The sequence below is a fragment of the Stenotrophomonas bentonitica genome, assembly GCF_013185915.1.
Lineage (GTDB): Bacteria > Pseudomonadota > Gammaproteobacteria > Xanthomonadales > Xanthomonadaceae > Stenotrophomonas > Stenotrophomonas bentonitica.
On the sequence record NZ_JAAZUH010000001.1, the window covers coordinates 1677062 to 1694347 of the forward strand.

The window sequence follows — 17286 nt, forward strand, 5'->3', positions numbered from 1 at the left end:
TCGCGCCTGCGTGCCATGGCCATGCCTGCTAGCCGCGCGCCCCAGGAACCGGAAGTAGGCGACGTAAGCGTCGCCGACGTGCTGGCCGCGCAGGCGCGGCTGCGCCGGTTCCTGCCGCCGACCCCGCTGCATTACGCAGAGCGGTTCGGTACCTGGCTGAAGCTGGAGAACCTGCAGCGCACCGGGTCGTACAAGGTGCGCGGTGCGTTGAATGCGCTGCTGGCCGGGCGCGAGCGCGGCGACGACCGTCCGGTGATCTGCGCTTCGGCCGGCAACCACGCCCAGGGCGTGGCGTGGTCGGCCTATCGGCTGGACATTCCGGCGATCACGGTGATGCCGCATGGCGCCCCGGCGACCAAGATCGCCGGCGTTGCGCACTGGGGCGCCACCGTGCGCCAGCATGGCAACAGCTATGACGAGGCCTACGCCTTCGCCCGCGCACTGGCCGAACAGCACGGCTATCGCTTCCTGTCCGCGTTCGACGACCCGGACGTGATCGCCGGCCAGGGCACGCTGGGCATCGAACTGGCCGCGCACGCGCCGGACGTGGTGATCGTGCCGATCGGCGGTGGCGGCCTGGCCTCTGGCGTGGCGCTGGCACTGAAATCGCAGGGCGTGCGCATCGTCGGCGCGCAGGTCGAAGGCGTCGATGCGATGGCCCGCGCGATCCGGGGCGACAGCCGTGAGATCGCGCCGGTGCCGACCCTGGCCGACGGCGTCAAGGTAAAGATTCCCGGCCAGCTGACCCGCCGCCTGTGCAGCGCGCTGCTGGACGACGTGGTGATCGTGCGCGAAGCCGAGCTGCGTGAAACCCTGGTACGGCTGGCGCTGGAAGAACACATCATTGCCGAAGGCGCCGGTGCGCTGGCACTGGCGGCCGGCCGCCGCGTCGCCGGCCGGCGCAAGTGCGCGGTGGTATCCGGCGGCAACATCGACGCGATGGTGCTGGCCCAGCTGCTTTCCGATATCCGCCCGCGCGCGCCGCGCAAGCCGCGCCGACGCGCCAGCGAGCGAACACGGCCGCCCCTACCGACCGTGCTCGCGCCACCCCCGACTTCCCCTGTTCTTCCTTCCCCTGCCTTGCCATCCGACCTTGCCGTCGAGGAGACCTCCTGGTGACTACGCCCAACTCCCCCCGAATTCGAATTTTCGACACCACCCTGCGCGACGGCGAACAGTCGCCCGGCTGCAGCATGAGCCCGCAGCAGAAGCTGGTGATGGCCCGCGCGCTCGATGAGCTGGGCGTGGACATCATCGAGACCGGTTTCCCGGCAAGCTCGCAGTCCGACCGCGACGCGATGGCGATGATCGGCCGCGAAGTGCGCCGCCCGACCCTGGCAGTGCTGTCGCGCTGCCTGGCGGCCGACATCGAGACCTCGGCCCGCGCCCTGGACGCGGCCGCCAATGCGCGCCTGCACGTGTTCCTGTCGACCAGCCCGCTGCACCGCGAGCACAAGCTGCGCATGAGCCGCGAGCAGGTGCTGGAGTCGGTGCACAAGCACGTCAGCCTGGCGCGCAGCTACATCGACGACGTGGAATTCTCCGCCGAGGATGCGACCCGCACCGAAGAAGACTTCCTGGTGGAAGTCGCGCGCGTGGCGGTAGCCGCCGGCGCCACCACCATCAACCTGCCCGACACCGTGGGCTTCACCACCCCCGAAGAGATCCGCGGCATGTTCCAGCGGGTCATCGCCGGGGTGCCCGACAGCGACCGCATCATCTTCAGCGCGCATTGCCACAACGACCTGGGCCTGGCCGTGGCCAACTCGCTGGCCGCCATCGAAGGCGGCGCGCGGCAGGTGGAGTGCACCATCAACGGCATCGGCGAACGTGCCGGCAACTGCTCGCTGGAAGAACTGGCGATGGTGCTGAAGGTGCGCAACGCCTTCTACGAGGAAGACACCCGGATCAACACCCCGCGCATCGTCTCCACCTCGCAGCTGCTGCAGCGCCTGGTCGGCATGCCGGTCCAGCGCAACAAGGCGATCGTGGGCGCCAACGCCTTCGCGCACGAGTCGGGCATCCACCAGCACGGCATGCTGCGCCATCGCGGCACCTACGAGATCATGCGTCCGGAAGACGTGGGCTGGGAAAACTCGCAGATGGTGCTGGGCCGCCACAGCGGCCGGGCCGCAGTGGAAGCACGCCTGCGCGCCCTGGGCTTCTGGCTGGAGGAAGAAGAGCTGAAGCTGGTGTTCGAACAGTTCAAGTCGCTGTGCGAACAGCAGCGCGTGGTCACCGATGCCGACCTGCAGGTACTGATGCAGGGCAGCTCCACCCAGAACGGGTACCGCCTGGCCTCGATGACCATCAGCGACGTCGGCAGCCGCGCGAACGCGCTGGTCGAACTGTCCGACCCGGACGGCAACCGCGTCGCCGAAACCGCGCAGGGCGACGGCCCGGTGGATGCACTGTTCGGCGCACTGGCGGCCGCCACCGGCGTACAGCTGATGCTGGACAGCTACCACGTGCACAGCGTAGGCATCGGCGCCGACGCGCGCGGCGAAGCCAACCTGAGCGTGCGCCACGAGGGCGTGGAGTACGAAGGGACCGGCACCAGCCGCGACATCATCGAAGCCTCCGCGCTGGCCTGGCTGGACGTGGCCAACCGCCTGCTGCGCCAGCACCAGGCCAGTACCGAACACACCGCCGCAACCGCGGCCGCCTGAGGAATCCCGCATGAGCGCCTTCGACTCGCCGTTCGTCCCCGACAGCACCCAGCAATGGAATTCGCACGACTACGCCATCGACGCCGGCTTCGTGCCGGTGCTCGGCGGCGCGGTGGCACGCCTGCTCGACCCGCAGCGCGGCGAGCGCATCCTCGACCTGGGCTGTGGCGACGGCGTGCTGAGTTTCGACCTGGCGCTCAGCGGTGCCACCGTGGTCGGCGTGGACAGTTCGCCGGAACTGATCGGCGGCGCCCGCGCGCGCGGGATCGACGCGCGCCTGATGGACGCGCACGCGATGACCTTCGAGCGCTGCTTCGATGCGGTGTTCAGCAATGCCGCGCTGCACTGGATGCGCGAACCGGACCGGGTGATCGACGGCGTCCGCCGCGCCCTGCGCAGCGGCGGTCGCTTCGTCGCCGAGATGGGCGGCCAGGGCAACGTGGCCACCGTCACCAGCGCACTGCAGGCCGCGCTGTGCAGCAACGGCCATGCGGTGCCGGCGTTCCCGTGGTACTTCCCCAGCGCCGACGAGTATGCCGAGCGCCTGCGCGCGCAGGGCTTCCAGGTCCGCCATATCGAGTCCCTGCCGCGCCCGACCGTGCTGCCCACCGGCATGGCCGGCTGGCTGCGCACCTTCGCCTCGCCGTTCCTGGCCGGGCTGGACAGCGCCCAGCGCCAGCGCGTGATCGACGACACCGTGGCGCTGCTCGCGCCCAGCCAGCGCAACGCGCACGGCCAGTGGACCGCCGACTACGTGCGGCTGCGCTTCGACGCGCGCCTGCGCGCTTCCTGATTCGACCTTTCCGCACTATCGTCACATGAACCCGCAAGGCCATCCCATGACCCCAGCTCCCCGCACCCTGTACGACAAACTGTGGGACGCCCACGTGGTCGTACCCGAATCGGACAGCGCGCCCGCCGTGCTGTACATCGACCTGCACCTGATCCATGAAGTGACCTCGCCGCAGGCGTTCACCGAGCTGCGCGAGCGCGGCCTGTCGCCGCGCCGCCCGGACCGGACCAAGGCCACCATGGACCACTCCACGCCGACCCTGCCGGCGGCGGCCGACGGCACCCTGCCCTACGCCAGCGCTGCTTCCGAAGCGCAGGTGGCGATGCTGGCGCGCAACTGCGCCGAGCACGGCATCGAACTGTTCGACATGCAGTCGGCCAACCGCGGCATCGTGCACGTGATCGCGCCCGAGCAGGGCTTCACCCAGCCGGGCATGACCATCGTCTGCGGCGACAGCCACACCTCCACGCATGGTGCGTTCGGCGCGCTGGCGTTCGGCATCGGCACCAGCGAAGTGGGCCACGTGCTGGCCACCCAGTGCCTGCTGCAGCGCAAGGCCAAAACCATGGCGATCACCGTCGACGGCGCGCTGGCGCCGGGCGTGGGCGCCAAGGACGTGGTGCTGCACATCATCGGCGTGATCGGCGTCAACGGCGGCACCGGGAACGTGCTGGAGTTCCGTGGCAGCGCGATCACCGCGATGGACATGGAGCAGCGCATGACCCTGTGCAACATGTCGATCGAAGCTGGCGCCCGCGCCGGCATGGTCGCACCCGACCAGGTCACCTTCGACTGGGTCGCCAACACTCCGCGCGGCCCGAAGGGCATCGAGTTCGACGTGGCCGTGGCGCACTGGAACCAGCTGCGCAGCGATGACGGCGCGCGCTTCGACGCCGAAGTGCATATCGACGCCGCCGACATCCGTCCGACCCTGACCTGGGGCACCCATCCGGGTACCGCTATCGCGGTGGACGCGCCGATTCCGGCCGCCAACGATGCCGCCGACCAGAAGGGCCTGGACTACATGCACTTCCACGCCGGGCAGACCCTGGCTGGCACCCCGGTGGACGTGGTGTTCGTCGGCTCCTGCACCAATGGCCGGCTGAGCGACATGCGCGAAGTGGCGCAGGTGCTGCAGGGCCGCCACGTGGCCTCCGGCGTGCGCATGCTGGTGGTACCAGGCTCGGAGATCGTCAAGCGCCAGGCCGAAGCCGAAGGCATCCACGCCATCGTTCGCGCGGCCGGTGCCGAATGGCGCGAACCGGGCTGCTCGATGTGCATCGCCATGAACGGCGACCTGGTCGCCCCCGGCCAGCTGGCGGTGAGCACCAGCAACCGCAATTTCGAAGGTCGCCAGGGCCCCGGTTCGCGCACCCTGCTGGCCTCACCGATGACCGCTGCCTGGGCCGCGGTGAACGGCCGGGTGGCCGACCCGCGTGACCTGTATGCCGCACAGGAGGTGGCCTGATGAGCGGCTTCCGCACCCTGACCTCGACCAGCGTCGTGCTGCGCGAGACCAACATCGACACCGACCAGATCATTCCGGCGCGGTTCCTGTCCACCACCGAACGCGCCGGGCTCGGCAAGCACGCCTTCAACGACTGGCGCTGGCAGGCCGATGGTGCCCCGAATCCCGGGTTCGCCTTCAACCAGCCGCACAACGCTGGCCGCAGCATCCTGCTGGCCGGACGCAACTTCGGCTGCGGCTCCTCGCGCGAGCACGCGCCGTGGGCACTGGCCGACCTGGGCCTGCGCGCCATCGTCAGCAGCGAGATCGCCGACATCTTCCGTGGCAACGCCTTGAAGAACGGCCTGCTGCCGATCGTGCTGGACGAAGCCGACGTACAGACCCTGATGCAGCGCCCCGACGATGCCTTGACCGTGGACGTCGCCGCGCGCGAACTGCGCACGCCCGACGGCCGCGTTTACACCTTCCCGCTGGACGGCTTCTCGCAGACCTGCCTGCTGGAAGGCGTGGACCAGCTGGGATATCTGCTGGGCCGCACCCCTGACATTGAACGTTACGAGAGTGAACATGCACGCTGAGATCGTCGTTTTACCCGGTGATGGCATCGGTCCTGAAGTCGCCGCTGCCGCCGTTGCGGTGCTGGGCGCCGTCGCCGAACGCTTTGGCCACGCCTTCACCTTCAGCGAGCACGACATCGGTGGCATCGCCATCGACCGCCACGGCGAACCGCTCCCGGCCGCCACCCTGGACGCCTGCCGCCAGGCCAACGCCATCCTGCTCGGCGCCGTGGGCGGCCCGAAGTGGTCCGACCCGAACGCCAAAGTGCGCCCTGAGCAGGGTCTGCTGGCGATCCGCAAGGCCCTTGGCCTGTACGCCAACCTGCGCCCGGTGCGCACCCACCCCGCCGCCCTTGGCGCCTCGCCGATCAAGGCCGAACTGCTCGAAGGCGTCGACTTCGTGGTCGTGCGTGAACTCACCGGCGGCATCTACTTCGGCGAAAAGACCCGCACCGCCGACACCGCCAGCGACCTGTGCAGCTACAGCGTCGGCGAGATCGAACGCGTCATGCGCAGCGCCTTCCGCCTGGCCCAGCAGCGCCGCGGCAAGGTCACCTCGGTAGACAAGGCCAACGTACTGGAAACCTCGCGCCTGTGGCGCGACGTCGCCGCACGCATCGGCCGCGAAGAGTTCCCCGAAATCGCCCTCGAACACCAGCTGGTCGACTCCATGGCCATGCACCTGCTGGCCAAGCCGCGCGAGTACGACGTGATCGTGACCGAGAACATGTTCGGCGACATCCTGACCGATGAGGCGTCGATGTTGGCAGGTTCCCTCGGCCTGCTGCCGTCGGCATCGCTGGGCGAACCCGGCGCCGTGGGCATCTACGAACCCATCCACGGCTCGGCGCCGGATATCGCCGGCAGGGGCATCGCAAACCCGTACGCCACGATTTTCAGCGCCGCGATGCTGCTGCGCCATTCGTTGGGATTGGAAGCAGAAGCGGCAGCCGTGGAAGCCGCCGTGCATGCCGCGTTGGACGATGGTGTGTTCACCGCGGACCTGGCCGCAAAGAGCCAGGCGGTGTCGACCACGCAGGCCACCGACGCCGTGTTGGCGCGGTTGAAGTGACGGAAGGTGCCGGCCGTTGGCCGGCACCACCATTTCGATTCGGGGTCATGCGTTAAAGAACGTTGAGCAGTTCCGTGCGGTCGTTTGGGAACCGACCCTACCAGTGCAGCAATCCCTGGCATGCGTAGTGACACGCCATGCGTGTCCGCCGTTCCCTCCGCGCACGACCATCTATCGGGGGCGGCCGCCGGGTAGCCCCCGGAGGGACGCTAGAAAACATGGATGTTTTCTAGCAGCCCCCATGGATGGGATCACGGCGTGTCCCGGAGCGGGGCTGCCCGGCGGCCGCCCCTGCACGTAAGAACTGAAACGCCGCCGCTTTGCGCTTTACGCTTCCCCAGCCTCATCCGGTTTAACCCGGAACCATGCCGCATACAACGCCGGCAGGAACACCAGCGTCAACACCGTGCCCACGATCAGCCCGCCCATGATCGAGATCGCCATCGACCCATAGAACGCGCTGCGCGACAGCGGAATCATCGCCAGCACCGCCGCCAGCGCGGTCAGCACGATCGGACGGAAACGGCGCACCGTCGCATCGATGATCGCGTGCCAGCGGTCATGCCCCGCATCGATGTCCTGCTGGATCTGATCGATCAGGATCACCGAATTGCGCATGATCATGCCCGCCAGCGCAATCGTACCCAGCAACGCCACGAACCCGAACGGCGCCCGGAACAGCAGCAGGAACAGCGTCGCCCCGATGATCCCCAGCGGCGCCGTCACCAGCACCATCGCCGCCCGCGAGAAACTGCGCAGCTGCAGCATCAGCAACGTCGCCACCACGATCAGGAACAACGGCATGCCCGCCTTGATCGAATTCTGGCCACGCGCCGAATCCTCCACCGTACCGCCCGTCTCCAGCAGATACCCCGACGGAAGCTCCGCCCGGATTCCTTCCAGCGTCGGCAACAACTGCTGCACCACATCCAGCGGCTGCTTCCCGTCGCCGATGTCCGCACGCACCGTCACCGTCGGCAACCGGTTGCGATGCCAGATGATCCCGTCCTCGAACACATACTCCAGCCGCGCCACCTGCGACAGCGTCACCGACGTACCGCTGGCCGTCGGAATTGCCAGGCTGCCCAGCATGTCCAGCCGCACCCGCTCATTGTCCGGACCGCGCAGCAGCATCTCGATCAGGCGGTTGCCCTCCCGATACGTGCTCACGCTCATCCCCGACAGCGACGTGCCCAGCAACTGGCTCACCTGTGCACTGCTTACCCCCAGCGCCCGCGCACGGTCCTGGTCGATCACCAGCCGCACCACCTTGCTCGGCTCGCTCCAGTCCAGGTTCACGTTCATCACGTGCGGGTTCTCCCGCACCTTCGCCTCCACCTTGCGCGCGATCGCCTGCACCTGCTCGATATGCTCGCCCGAAACCCGCATCTGCACCGGATAGCCCACCGGCGGCCCGTTCTCCAGACGCGTCACCCGCATCTGCACGTCCGGGAACTGCGGGATCACCTCCTTCAGCAACCAGCTGCGAGTCGCCTCACGCGCCTCCGCGTTCTCGGTCAACACCACGAACTGCGAGAAATTGGTCGCCGGCAGCTGCTGGTCCAGCGGCAGGTAGAAGCGCGGCGACCCCGTGCCCACGTAGGCCACGTAGTTGCTGATGCCCTCCCGCCCCTTCAGCAGTTTCTCCAGCTTGTGCGCCTGTGCCTGCGTCGCCTGCAGCGACGCACCTTCGGCCAGCTCGATGTCCACCATCAGCTCCGGCCGGGTCGAATCCGGGAAGAACTGCTGCGGCACGAAGCGGAACATCAGCAGCGAGAACACGAACAACGCCGCCGTCGCCGCGATCACCCACCAGCGATGGCGCAGGCAGCCGTCCAGGAATCGCCGGAAGCGCGTATAGAACGGCCGCTGGTACGGATCGTGGTCGTGCGCGTGCTGCTTGGGCACGATGAACCGCGCCAGCGCCGGGAACCGATCACCCCACGCCTGCCGCCGCGCATGCCAGCGCGCCGCGAAACTGCCCGGCTTCGGCGGCTGCGGATTGAACAGGTCCGGCAGCATCTTGTCGCCCAGGTACGGAATGAACAGCACCGCCGCGATCCACGACACCACCAGCGCAATGGTCACCACCTGGAACAGCGAACGCGTGTACTCGCCCGTGCTCGACGCCGCCGTCGCGATCGGCAGGAAGCCCGCCGCCGTGATCAACGTACCGGTCAGCATCGGAAATGCAGTGGACTCCCACGCAAAACTCGCCGCGCGCAGGCGGTCGTAGCCCTGCTCCATCTTGGTGGCCATCATCTCCACCGCGATGATCGCATCGTCCACCAGCAGGCCCAGCGCCAGCACCAGCGCGCCCAGCGAAATCTTGTGCAGGCCGATGTCGAAGTAGTGCATGACGAAGAACGTCATCGCCAGCACCAGCGGAATGGTCACGCCCACCACCAGCCCGGTGCGCAGCCCCAGCGAGAAGAAGCTCACCAGCAGCACGATCACCACCGCCTCGGTCAGCACCTGCACGAACTCGCCGACCGACTCTTCCACCGCATGCGGCTGGTCGGAGACCTTGCGCAGCTGCATTCCCGCCGGCAGCGTCTTCTGCAGGCGTTCGAACTCCGCGTCCAGGGTCGAACCCAGCTTCAGGATGTCACCGCCGTCCTTCATCGCCACCGCAATGCCGATCGCGTCCTCGCCCATGAAGCGCATCTTCGGCGAGGCCGGGTCGGCGAAGCCGCGCTTGATCTCGGCGATGTCGCCCAGGTGCAGGGTGCGGTCGCCCGCCTGGATCGGGAAGCGACGAATATCGTCCACGCTCTGGAACTGGCCGGTCACGCGCAGCTGCACGCGGTCGGTCGGCGTTTCGAAGAAGCTGGTCGCGGTGATCGCGTTCTGGTCGGCCAGCGCCTGCTGCACCTGCTGCAGCGACACGCCCAGCGTGGCCAGCTTGGTGTTGGACAGCTCGATCCAGATCTTCTCGTCCTGCAGGCCTTCCAGCTCGATCTTGCCCACGTCCGGCACCCGCTGCAGCTCCAGCTGGATGCGGTCGGCGTAGTCGCGCATCACCGCGTAGTCGAAGCCCTGCCCGGTCAACGCATAGATGTTGCCGAAGGTGTCGCCGAACTCATCGTTGAAGAACGGCCCCACGATCTCGCGCGGCAACGTCGGCTTGATGTCGCCCACCCGCTTGCGCACCTGGTACCACAGGTCGGGAATCGCCTTGGAACGCAGGCTGTCGCGCGCCACGAAGATCACCTGCGACTCGCCCGGGCGCGAGTACGAGCGGATGAACTCGTACTGCCCGGTGTTCAACAGCGCCTTTTCGATCGGCTCGGTCACCTGCCGCGAGACCTGCTCGGCGGTGGCGCCCGGCCACAGCGTGCGCACCACCATCACCTTGAAGGTGAACGGCGGATCCTCGGACTGGCCCAAGTGCTTGTACGACCACGCACCGATGATGGCGAAGGCGAGCATGGCAAACAGCACCAGCGCGCGGTTGCCCAGTGCCCACTCGGAAAGATTGAAGCGGCGCACGGGTCAGTGCGCCTTGGCTGCGGCAGCCGGCGCGGCGGCCGGCGTCAGCACCGGCCGGTTCTGCCGGTCGACCGGGGTCACCACCTGGCCTTCGCGCAGCAGGTGCCCGCCCGCAGCGACCACCCAATCCTGCGCGGCCACGCCGGAAAGCACCGGCACCGATTCGGGACCGTACGCACCTACCGTGACCGGCGTGGATTTCAGCGCCCCGTTGGCCGGGTTCACCACCCACACGCTGGGCGCGCCGTTGGCACCGCGCAGCACCGCACCCAGCGGCAACTGCAGGGTGCCACTGCGGCCGGCGGCGGCGAACACGCGCGCGCTCTGGCCCAGTTCCACTTCGGCCAGCGCTTCCGGCGCCAGGCTGACGCGGGTCGCGTAGGTACGTGCCTGCGCGTCGGCGGCCGGCGCGATCTCGCGGATCGTGCCCGGCAGCATCTGGCCCGGACGGTTCCACAACTCGACCTGCACCTCCTGGCCGACCTTGTAATCGCGGATGGTGCTTTCCGGCAGCGCGATCAGCACCTCGCGGCCGCCGTCGGCGGCCAGCGTGAACACCGTCTGCCCGGCGCCGACCACCTGCCCGGCTTCGGCCTGGCGGCTGGCGATCACGCCGTCGGTCGGCGCACGCAGCTGCGCGTAGCCGGTCTGGTTGCGGGCCACCGCCAGGTTGGCGCGGGCGGCGTTGGCCTGGCCCTGCGCGGCCTTGAATGCGGCGGTCTGCGCATCCAGCGTGGATTTGCTGACCAGCTGCTGCTCAGCGAGCGTGGCGTAGCGCTTCTGGTCATCGCGGGCGCGCACCAGGTCGGCCTCGGCGGCAGCCAGCTGCGCCTGCGACGCGCTGGCCTGGGCCGCGAAGTCGGCCGCGTCCAGTTCGGCCAGCAGGTCGCCCTTGCGCACGCGCTGGCCGGCATCGACATGCCGCTTGACCAGGTTGCCCCCAACCCGGAACGACAGCGGACTTTCCTCGCGGGCATGCACCTCACCCGGATACGCGGCCACTTCCTGGCCGCTCACCGTGCCCGGTTGCACCACCAGCACCGGGATCGGTGCGGCCGGTTCGGCGTCCTGCTTGCCACACGCTGCCAGCATCAACGCCAGCAGGCCACTGCCCATCCATTGCAACTTGTTCATGAGGTCTCGGACCTTGAAGTACCGGAGGAAGACCGCGTGGAATGCGACACTCTATTCCACGACGGATAATAGTGAACCAGCCGGTATAGTATAAATATCGAACCGATTGGTCTAGTATTGTTTGCATGACCGATCCCACCGCTCCTGCCGCCTCGTCCAAGCCCGCTGCCAAGGCCGCCGGACCCGGTCGCCCAAAGGATCTGGGCAAGCGCGCGGCGATCCTGGACGCGGCCAAGGCATTGTTCGTCGAACAGGGGTACGGCGGCGTCAGCATGGACAGCATCGCGGCCCAGGCCGGCGTGTCCAAGCTCACCGTTTACAGCCATTTCGGCGACAAAGAGACGCTTTTCACCGAAGCTGTGAAGTCCACCTGCGTCGAGATGCTGCCCGACGCGCTGTTCGTCACCGACGCCGAAGGCGCCCTGCGCGAGCAGCTGCTGGGCATCGGGCGGGCGTTCTTCAACATGATCACCTCTCCGGCCGCGGTGGCCGTGCAGCGGGTGATGATGGCCCCGGATACCGACGACCGGATCCGCGAGATGTTCTGGGAAGCCGGCCCGCAGCGCACCAGCGATGCCCTGGCCGAGTTCCTGCGCGCCCGCACCGAGCGCGGCGAGCTGGAGATCAGCGACTTCCACACCGCCGCCCTGCAGTTCTTCACCCTCATCAAAGGCGAGCTGCATACGCATATGATGTGCGGGCTGCGACCGGCCCCGGCCGAGTGCGACGCCACCACCCACGTGGAGGAAAGCGTCACTTTCTTCCTGAGGGCCTACGCCACCCGCCCCGCGCGGTGACACCAAGATGAATAGCTGGAGGTCGCGGTGACTTCCGGCACTGCGACCCCGGCGCGACGGCAGCGATGCTCCCAGTGCGCCGCCGGCTCCCGGCACCGGTAAAATGGCCGGCCCACTGCGCTGGATTAGAACCTCATGACGATCGATTACGCCCACGCCCGCGAACTGATGGTTGAACAGCAGATCCGTCCCTGGGACGTGCTGGACATCCGTGTGCTCGATGTACTGGCACAGTTGCCGCGCGAGGCGTTCGTCGCCGAAACGCACCGCAAGCTTGCCTACACCGACGTGGAACTGCCGCTGGGCTTCGGCCAGAAGATGATGAAGCCGGTCATCGAGGGCCGCACCCTGCAGGCGCTGGACCTCCAGCCCGGCGACGAAGTGCTGGAAATCGGCACCGGCAGCGGCTACCTGAGTGCCTGCATGGGCGCGCTGGCCCGCGAAGTACTGAGCCTGGAAATCCAGCCGGAACTGGCCGCCACCGCGCGCGCCAACCTGGACGCCAAGGGCCTGGGCACCAACGTCCGCATTGAAACCGCCGACGCGCTGACCTGGGAAACCGAACGCCGCTTCGACGCGATCTGCGTGACCGGCGCGGTCGACACCATCCCGGCCCGCTTCACCCAGTGGCTGCGCCCGAACGGTCGCCTGTACGTGATCCGCGGCCAGTCGCCGGTGATGGAAGCAGTCCTGGTCAAGGCCGATGGCAGCATCGATTCCCTGTTTGAAACCGATATCGACTACCTGCGCGGTGCCGCGCCGGCACCCCAGTTCCAACTCTGAGTCCAAGGAAGCCGCAATGATCCGCCGATCCCTCGCTATTGCGCTGGCCGCCGCACTGCTGCCCATGACCGCCTCTGCCGCCGACCTGCTGCAGGTCTACGAAATGGCGCGCAACGGCGATCCGCAGCTGTCCGCCGCAGAATCGACCCGTCTGTTCGACAAGGAAGGCGCCGTGCAGGCGCGTGCGGCACTGCTGCCGCAGATCAACGGCGAGGCGTCGTTGACGCAGAACCGCACCAACCCGAACCACGACATCAGCTCGAATTCGTACACCACCAAGAACCGCAACTACGGCGTCAACGCGTCGCAGACGCTGTTCAACTGGACCCAGATCTCCAACCTGCGTTCGCAGCGCGAGCTGAGCAAGGCGGCGGACTTCACCCTGGATTCGGCCAACGACGACCTGATCGTGCGCACCTCGGCGGCGTACTTCAACGTGCTGGTGGGCATCGAATCGCTGTCGGCCGCGCAGACCAACGAAGCGGCCGCCAAGAAGCAGTTCGACTTCGCCGACAAGCGCCTGGAAGTGGGCCTGGCCCCGATCACCGACGTGCATGAAGCGCGCGCCCAGTACGACCAGGCCCGCGCCAACACCATCGTGGCGCAGAACACCCTGGCCGACTCCTACCAGGCACTGACCGAACTGACCGGCCAGCCGGTCACCGACCTGCGCGCGCTGCCGACCGACTTCCGTCCGGAACTGCCGGCCAAGTACGCCACCGTCGACGAGCTGGTGAACCGTTCGGTCGAACAGAACCCGGCGCTGAAGGCGCAGGAGCTGAAGGTCAGCGCTGCCGAATCCAGCGTCCAGGCCGCACGTGGTGGCCACTACCCGACCCTGTCGCTGGGTGCCAGCGCCGGCCGCCAGGCCAGCTGGGGCGACGTGGTGGGCAGCGGCTCGAACTTCAGCCCGGATGCGCGCAGCAACAGCATCGGCCTGACCCTGAGCGTGCCGATCTTCTCCGGCGGCGCCACCCAGTCCGGCGTGCGCCAGGCCCTGGCACAGCGCGACATCGCCCAGGACGGTTACGAGCAGCAGAAGCGTGCCCTGGACCGCAACACCCGCAACGCCTACCAGACCCTGAAGGCAGGCATCAGCGAAGTGGAAGCGCGCCGCCTGGCGGTGGTCTCGGCACAGAGCGCGTATGACGCCTCGCAGGTGGGCCTGGAAGTGGGTACCCGCACCGTGCTGGACGTGATCCAGAACCAGCGCATCCTGTTCGCGGCCCAGCTCGAGTACGCCAACGCGCGCTACACCTTCCTGCAGAACCGGCTGCTGCTGGGCCAGGCAGTGGGCGTGCTGGACATCGCCGAACTGCAGGACATCAACCGCCTGCTGACCCAGCAGGCGGCAACGCCGAGCACCACGGTCAACAACTGACCGTACCGCAAAGCGGAAACGAAAAAGCCACCCGCAAGGGTGGCTTTTTTCGTACCTGGTCCTGGAACATGTCTTCGTTCCATCCGGTAGAGCCACGCCCTGCGTGGCTGCGCGGGAACATGTCTTCGTTCGACCCGGTAGAGCCACGCCCTGCGTGGCTGCGCAGGAACATGTCTTCGTTCGACACTGCAGCCACGCGTGAATCACGTCCCGTGTTGGCGGCAGGTTCCGCGCGCATGGCGATGCGCTCATCCTACTGGCGCCCGTCGGTCATGCGGCGCGGCGTGGCTCTACCCGGCGAGTGCCGTCATTTGTAGTAATCGCTCCGTCCACCCGGCTGCCGCTTGAACCGCCGGTGGATCCACAGGTACTGGTCTGGCGCCTCACGCACCATCGCTTCGATCGCCTGGTTGACCCGCGCGGTATCCGCTTCCACATCTTCGCTGGGGAAGTTTTCCAACGGCGCACCGATCTTCAGGAAATACTTCCCACCTTCGCGACGGTGGAAATACGGAATCACCGCGCACCCCGTCATCCGCGCCAGCTGGTGCGTCGCGGTAATGGTCGACGCGGTATGGCCGAAGAACGGCACGAACACCGTGTCCTTGCCACGCATGTCCTGGTCCGGCGCGTACCACAGGAAGCCGCCTTTCTTCAGATGCCGCACCGTGGCGCGGATGTCTTCATTGGCATACATCGCCTTGGCGTACCGTAGCCGGCCGAACTTCACTGCCCATTCGTACACCGGGTTGCGGTGCTTGCGGTACATCCCCGAAAGATCCACGTGGTCGCACAGCAGCCGGCCGCACATCTCCAGGGTCATGAAGTGGCCCGACACCAGCAGCACGCCACGACCTTCGGCCTGCATCTGCTTGAGGTGCTCCAGGCCTTCCACCTGGACCTTGGGTCGGATGCTGTCGATGCTGCCCCACCAGGCCCGGGCGAATTCGAAGATACCCACGCCCAATGCGTCGAAGCTGTCGCGCAGCAGGCGTTGGCGCCAGGCGTCGTCCTTTTCCGGGAAGCACAGCTTGAGGTTCACCTCGGCCGCGCGGCGGCGGCTGCTGGCCACGTGATAGGCCACGGTGCCCACGCCACGGCCCAGCGCGCGCTGCAGGCCCCAGGGCAGCTGGGCGACCACGAAGGCGGCCAGGATGAAGGCGAAGGTCGGCCAGTGCCGCGGATTGCGCAGGGACGGCCGGGTGGCGGTGGAAGCGTTATCGGACATGCCCCGATTCTAAGTCATGCGGCGGCCGCGCATGTCTTTCCCGGTGCCGCTCCCGTATCCTCCGTACATGCGTAAAAGCCCTGTCGAATGGATCCTGCGCGGCCTGTACTCGGTCGTGCTGTACCTGCTGTTGCCGATCACCGTGTACCACCTGGTCTGGCGGGGTTTCCGGGTGCGCGAGTACTTCCAGCGCTGGGATGAGCGTTACGCGTCCTACCCGCATTCCAGCGCCCAGCCCCGGGTCTGGCTGCACGCGGTGTCGGTGGGCGAGGTGAATGCCGCCGCGCCGCTGGTCAACGCGCTGCGCCAGCTGCGCCCGGACATCCGCTGGGTGATCACCACCATCACCCCGACCGGCTCGGAACGGGTGCGCGCGCTGTGGGGCGACGCGGTGGACCACGTGTACCTGCCCTACGACGTGCCCGGCAGCGTCGGCCGCTTCCTGGGCCACTTCAAGCCCAGCCTGGCGCTGATCCTCGAAACCGAGCTGTGGCCGAACCTGCTGTTTGGCTGCCGCGACCGCGGCATCCCGGTGTACATCCTCAATGCGCGGCTGTCGGCCCGCTCGCTGCGCGGCTACCGCCTGCTGCGCCCGCTGATCGGACGCACCCTGCGCACGGTGACCTGCGTGGCCGCGCAGTCGGCCGACGACGCCGAACGTTTCATCCAGCTGGGCGCTCTGCCCGAGCAGGTGCAGCCGCTGGGCAACCTGAAGTTCGACATCGCCACCCCGAACGTGCGCGAGTTCACCGCCCACTTCCACGCGGCCGTACCAAGTGCGCGACCGGTGTGGATCGCCGCCAGCACCCATGAGGGCGAGGAGCAGGCCACCATCGACCTGCACCGGCGCCTGCGCGCGGAGATTCCCGGCCTGCTGCTGCTGTGGGCGCCGCGCCATCCCGAGCGGTTCCCCCGTGTCGAAGCGCTGGCTCGCGAACAGGGCTGGAAGGTCAGCACGCGCCGCCAGCAGCAGTGGCCGCAGGCCGACAGCGATGTGTTCGTGATCGACACGCTGGGCGAGTTGATGGCGTTCTACGGCTGCGCGCAGGTCGCCTTCGTCGGTGGCAGCCTGCAGCCGATCGGCGGGCACAACCTGCTTGAGCCGGCCGCGATGGGCACCGCCACGGTGACTGGCCCGCACCTGCACAACTTCGCCGAGATTTCCCGGCGCATGCGCGAAGCCGGCGCGGTGCTGATTGCCGATGACGTGACCGGTGTGGGCGATGCACTGCTGGCACTGCTGCGCGACCCGCAGGCCCGCGAAGACATGGCCAGCGCCGGCTGCGCGCTGGTCAGCAATGGGCGTGGCGCGTTGAAGCGCACGGTGGAGCTGATAGCCCCAAAATTGCCGCCGCCGTTGGGGTAGAGCCACGCCCTGCGTGGCTGTCGCGGTGCCCGGACACGCACGGTAGAGCCACGCCCTGCGTGGCTGTCGCGGCGCCCGAAGGAAGAGCAGCCACGCAGGGCGTGGCTCTACCGGTCCCAGCGACACCAGGCATAGGGGTATCCCCCTATTTTTTCGGCGAGCCCCGCGCGTAGCGGATTTTCCACGATGTACCGCGCCTGACGCTCCAGCGACTCATCATTGCGCACTGCATGGTCGTAGTAGCCGTGTTGCCACACCCGTTTCCCGCCCAGCTTCCGGCTGCTGTATGACTTGAACACATTCATGCAGGTCGCAAGCGTGCCGCGCCGCAGCTCCATCAGCCAGTGCACGTGATCCGGCATTACCACCCAGGCCAGGGACCAGCTTCGACCGCTGCGCTCAACATGCCGCAGCGCGTCGATCACCAGCTCTGCGTTGCCCTCGTCTTCGAAGAGACGCCGCCGGCCGTCCACGACGGTGGTGAGGATGTAGAAGTACCCGATTTCGGAGACGCGACCGTGGCGGAGACGTGGACTGGACATGTCC

General features: G+C 67.7%; 14 protein-coding genes. 10 read left to right on the forward strand and 4 right to left on the reverse strand.

The features are described 5' to 3' along the window. Positions 1-21 precede the first annotated feature (21 nt). From HGB51_RS07410 to leuB, 6 genes are read left to right on the forward strand one after another with little or no spacing between them, the layout of a single operon-like run. Positions 22-1119, forward strand: coding sequence for a threonine dehydratase (locus HGB51_RS07410; protein WP_070208860.1), 1098 nt, complete (start codon positions 22-24; stop codon positions 1117-1119). Then, positions 1116-2669, forward strand: a complete 1554-nt coding sequence (locus tag HGB51_RS07415) for a 2-isopropylmalate synthase (protein WP_425505362.1) — start codon at positions 1116-1118, stop codon at positions 2667-2669. Before HGB51_RS07410 ends, HGB51_RS07415 begins: the two co-directional genes overlap by 4 nt. 10 nt (positions 2670-2679) lie before the next feature. Continuing rightward, complete coding sequence (locus HGB51_RS07420; RefSeq protein WP_070208853.1) at positions 2680-3462, forward strand: class I SAM-dependent methyltransferase; 783 nt, start codon at positions 2680-2682, stop codon at positions 3460-3462. A gap of 46 nt (positions 3463-3508) precedes the next feature. Beyond that, a complete protein-coding gene (leuC, locus tag HGB51_RS07425; protein WP_070208858.1) occupies positions 3509-4930 on the forward strand; it encodes a 3-isopropylmalate dehydratase large subunit in 1422 nt (473 codons plus the stop codon). Further along, positions 4930-5508, forward strand: coding sequence for a 3-isopropylmalate dehydratase small subunit (gene leuD, locus HGB51_RS07430; RefSeq protein WP_070208852.1), 579 nt, complete (start codon positions 4930-4932; stop codon positions 5506-5508). Before leuC ends, leuD begins: the two co-directional genes overlap by 1 nt. Next, complete coding sequence (leuB, locus tag HGB51_RS07435; protein WP_070208851.1) at positions 5498-6559, forward strand: 3-isopropylmalate dehydrogenase; 1062 nt, start codon at positions 5498-5500, stop codon at positions 6557-6559. Before leuD ends, leuB begins: the two co-directional genes overlap by 11 nt. Positions 6560-6886: 327 nt before the next feature. On the opposite strand, the gene HGB51_RS07440 is transcribed toward leuB, so the two are convergent. Together HGB51_RS07440 and HGB51_RS07445 are read right to left on the reverse strand one after the other, a co-directional pair. Then, entirely contained in the window at positions 6887-10051 is a 3165-nt protein-coding gene (locus HGB51_RS07440) for an efflux RND transporter permease subunit (RefSeq protein ID WP_070208850.1), read from the reverse strand. A 3-nt stretch (positions 10052-10054) separates the two neighbouring features. Then, complete coding sequence (locus tag HGB51_RS07445) at positions 10055-11185, reverse strand: efflux RND transporter periplasmic adaptor subunit (RefSeq protein ID WP_070208849.1); 1131 nt, start codon at positions 11183-11185, stop codon at positions 10055-10057. Positions 11186-11310: 125 nt separating this feature from the next. Between HGB51_RS07445 and HGB51_RS07450 the strand changes: the two genes are divergently transcribed. The 3 genes from HGB51_RS07450 (at position 11311) to HGB51_RS07460 (ending at position 14146) form a co-directional block, all read left to right on the forward strand. Next, complete coding sequence (locus tag HGB51_RS07450) at positions 11311-11982, forward strand: TetR/AcrR family transcriptional regulator (RefSeq protein ID WP_070208848.1); 672 nt, start codon at positions 11311-11313, stop codon at positions 11980-11982. 135 nt (positions 11983-12117) lie between these two features. Beyond that, positions 12118-12765 (forward strand): protein-L-isoaspartate O-methyltransferase family protein, encoded by a 648-nt coding sequence (locus HGB51_RS07455; protein WP_070208847.1) that lies wholly within the window; start codon positions 12118-12120, stop codon positions 12763-12765. 16 nt (positions 12766-12781) lie between these two features. Continuing rightward, positions 12782-14146, forward strand: a complete 1365-nt coding sequence (locus HGB51_RS07460; protein ID WP_070208846.1) for a TolC family outer membrane protein — start codon at positions 12782-12784, stop codon at positions 14144-14146. A gap of 307 nt (positions 14147-14453) precedes the next feature. On the opposite strand, the gene HGB51_RS07465 is transcribed toward HGB51_RS07460, so the two are convergent. After that, positions 14454-15374 (reverse strand): LpxL/LpxP family Kdo(2)-lipid IV(A) lauroyl/palmitoleoyl acyltransferase, encoded by a 921-nt coding sequence (locus HGB51_RS07465; protein WP_070208845.1) that lies wholly within the window; start codon positions 15372-15374, stop codon positions 14454-14456. 67 nt (positions 15375-15441) lie between these two features. Here HGB51_RS07465 and waaA point away from each other — a divergent pair, with 67 nt between their 5' ends. Then, a complete protein-coding gene (waaA, locus tag HGB51_RS07470) occupies positions 15442-16740 on the forward strand; it encodes a lipid IV(A) 3-deoxy-D-manno-octulosonic acid transferase (RefSeq protein WP_171966770.1) in 1299 nt (432 codons plus the stop codon). Positions 16741-16847: 107 nt separating this feature from the next. Here waaA and HGB51_RS07475 read toward each other — a convergent pair whose 3' ends face one another. Then, positions 16848-17282 carry an REP-associated tyrosine transposase gene (locus HGB51_RS07475; protein WP_070209584.1) on the reverse strand — a complete coding sequence of 145 codons (435 nt, stop codon included), beginning with the start codon at positions 17280-17282 and terminating at the stop codon, positions 16848-16850. Between the last annotated feature and the right edge of the window lie 4 nt (positions 17283-17286).

What these genes read in the sequence shown, in the direction of transcription:
- HGB51_RS07465 (WP_070208845.1), bottom strand. Translation starts at nt 15,374, where the DNA reads ATGTCCGATAACGCTTCCACCGCCACCCGGCCGTCCCTGCGCAATCCG.
- leuC (WP_070208858.1), top strand. Translation starts at nt 3,509, where the DNA reads ATGACCCCAGCTCCCCGCACCCTGTACGACAAACTGTGGGACGCCCAC.
- HGB51_RS07445 (WP_070208849.1), bottom strand. Translation starts at nt 11,185, where the DNA reads ATGAACAAGTTGCAATGGATGGGCAGTGGCCTGCTGGCGTTGATGCTG.
- HGB51_RS07460 (WP_070208846.1), top strand. Translation starts at nt 12,782, where the DNA reads ATGATCCGCCGATCCCTCGCTATTGCGCTGGCCGCCGCACTGCTGCCC.
- waaA (WP_171966770.1), top strand. Translation starts at nt 15,442, where the DNA reads ATGCGTAAAAGCCCTGTCGAATGGATCCTGCGCGGCCTGTACTCGGTC.
- leuB (WP_070208851.1), top strand. Translation starts at nt 5,498, where the DNA reads ATGCACGCTGAGATCGTCGTTTTACCCGGTGATGGCATCGGTCCTGAA.
- HGB51_RS07475 (WP_070209584.1), bottom strand. Translation starts at nt 17,282, where the DNA reads ATGTCCAGTCCACGTCTCCGCCACGGTCGCGTCTCCGAAATCGGGTAC.
- leuD (WP_070208852.1), top strand. Translation starts at nt 4,930, where the DNA reads ATGAGCGGCTTCCGCACCCTGACCTCGACCAGCGTCGTGCTGCGCGAG.
- HGB51_RS07450 (WP_070208848.1), top strand. Translation starts at nt 11,311, where the DNA reads ATGACCGATCCCACCGCTCCTGCCGCCTCGTCCAAGCCCGCTGCCAAG.
- HGB51_RS07455 (WP_070208847.1), top strand. Translation starts at nt 12,118, where the DNA reads ATGACGATCGATTACGCCCACGCCCGCGAACTGATGGTTGAACAGCAG.
- HGB51_RS07410 (WP_070208860.1), top strand. Translation starts at nt 22, where the DNA reads ATGCCTGCTAGCCGCGCGCCCCAGGAACCGGAAGTAGGCGACGTAAGC.
- HGB51_RS07420 (WP_070208853.1), top strand. Translation starts at nt 2,680, where the DNA reads ATGAGCGCCTTCGACTCGCCGTTCGTCCCCGACAGCACCCAGCAATGG.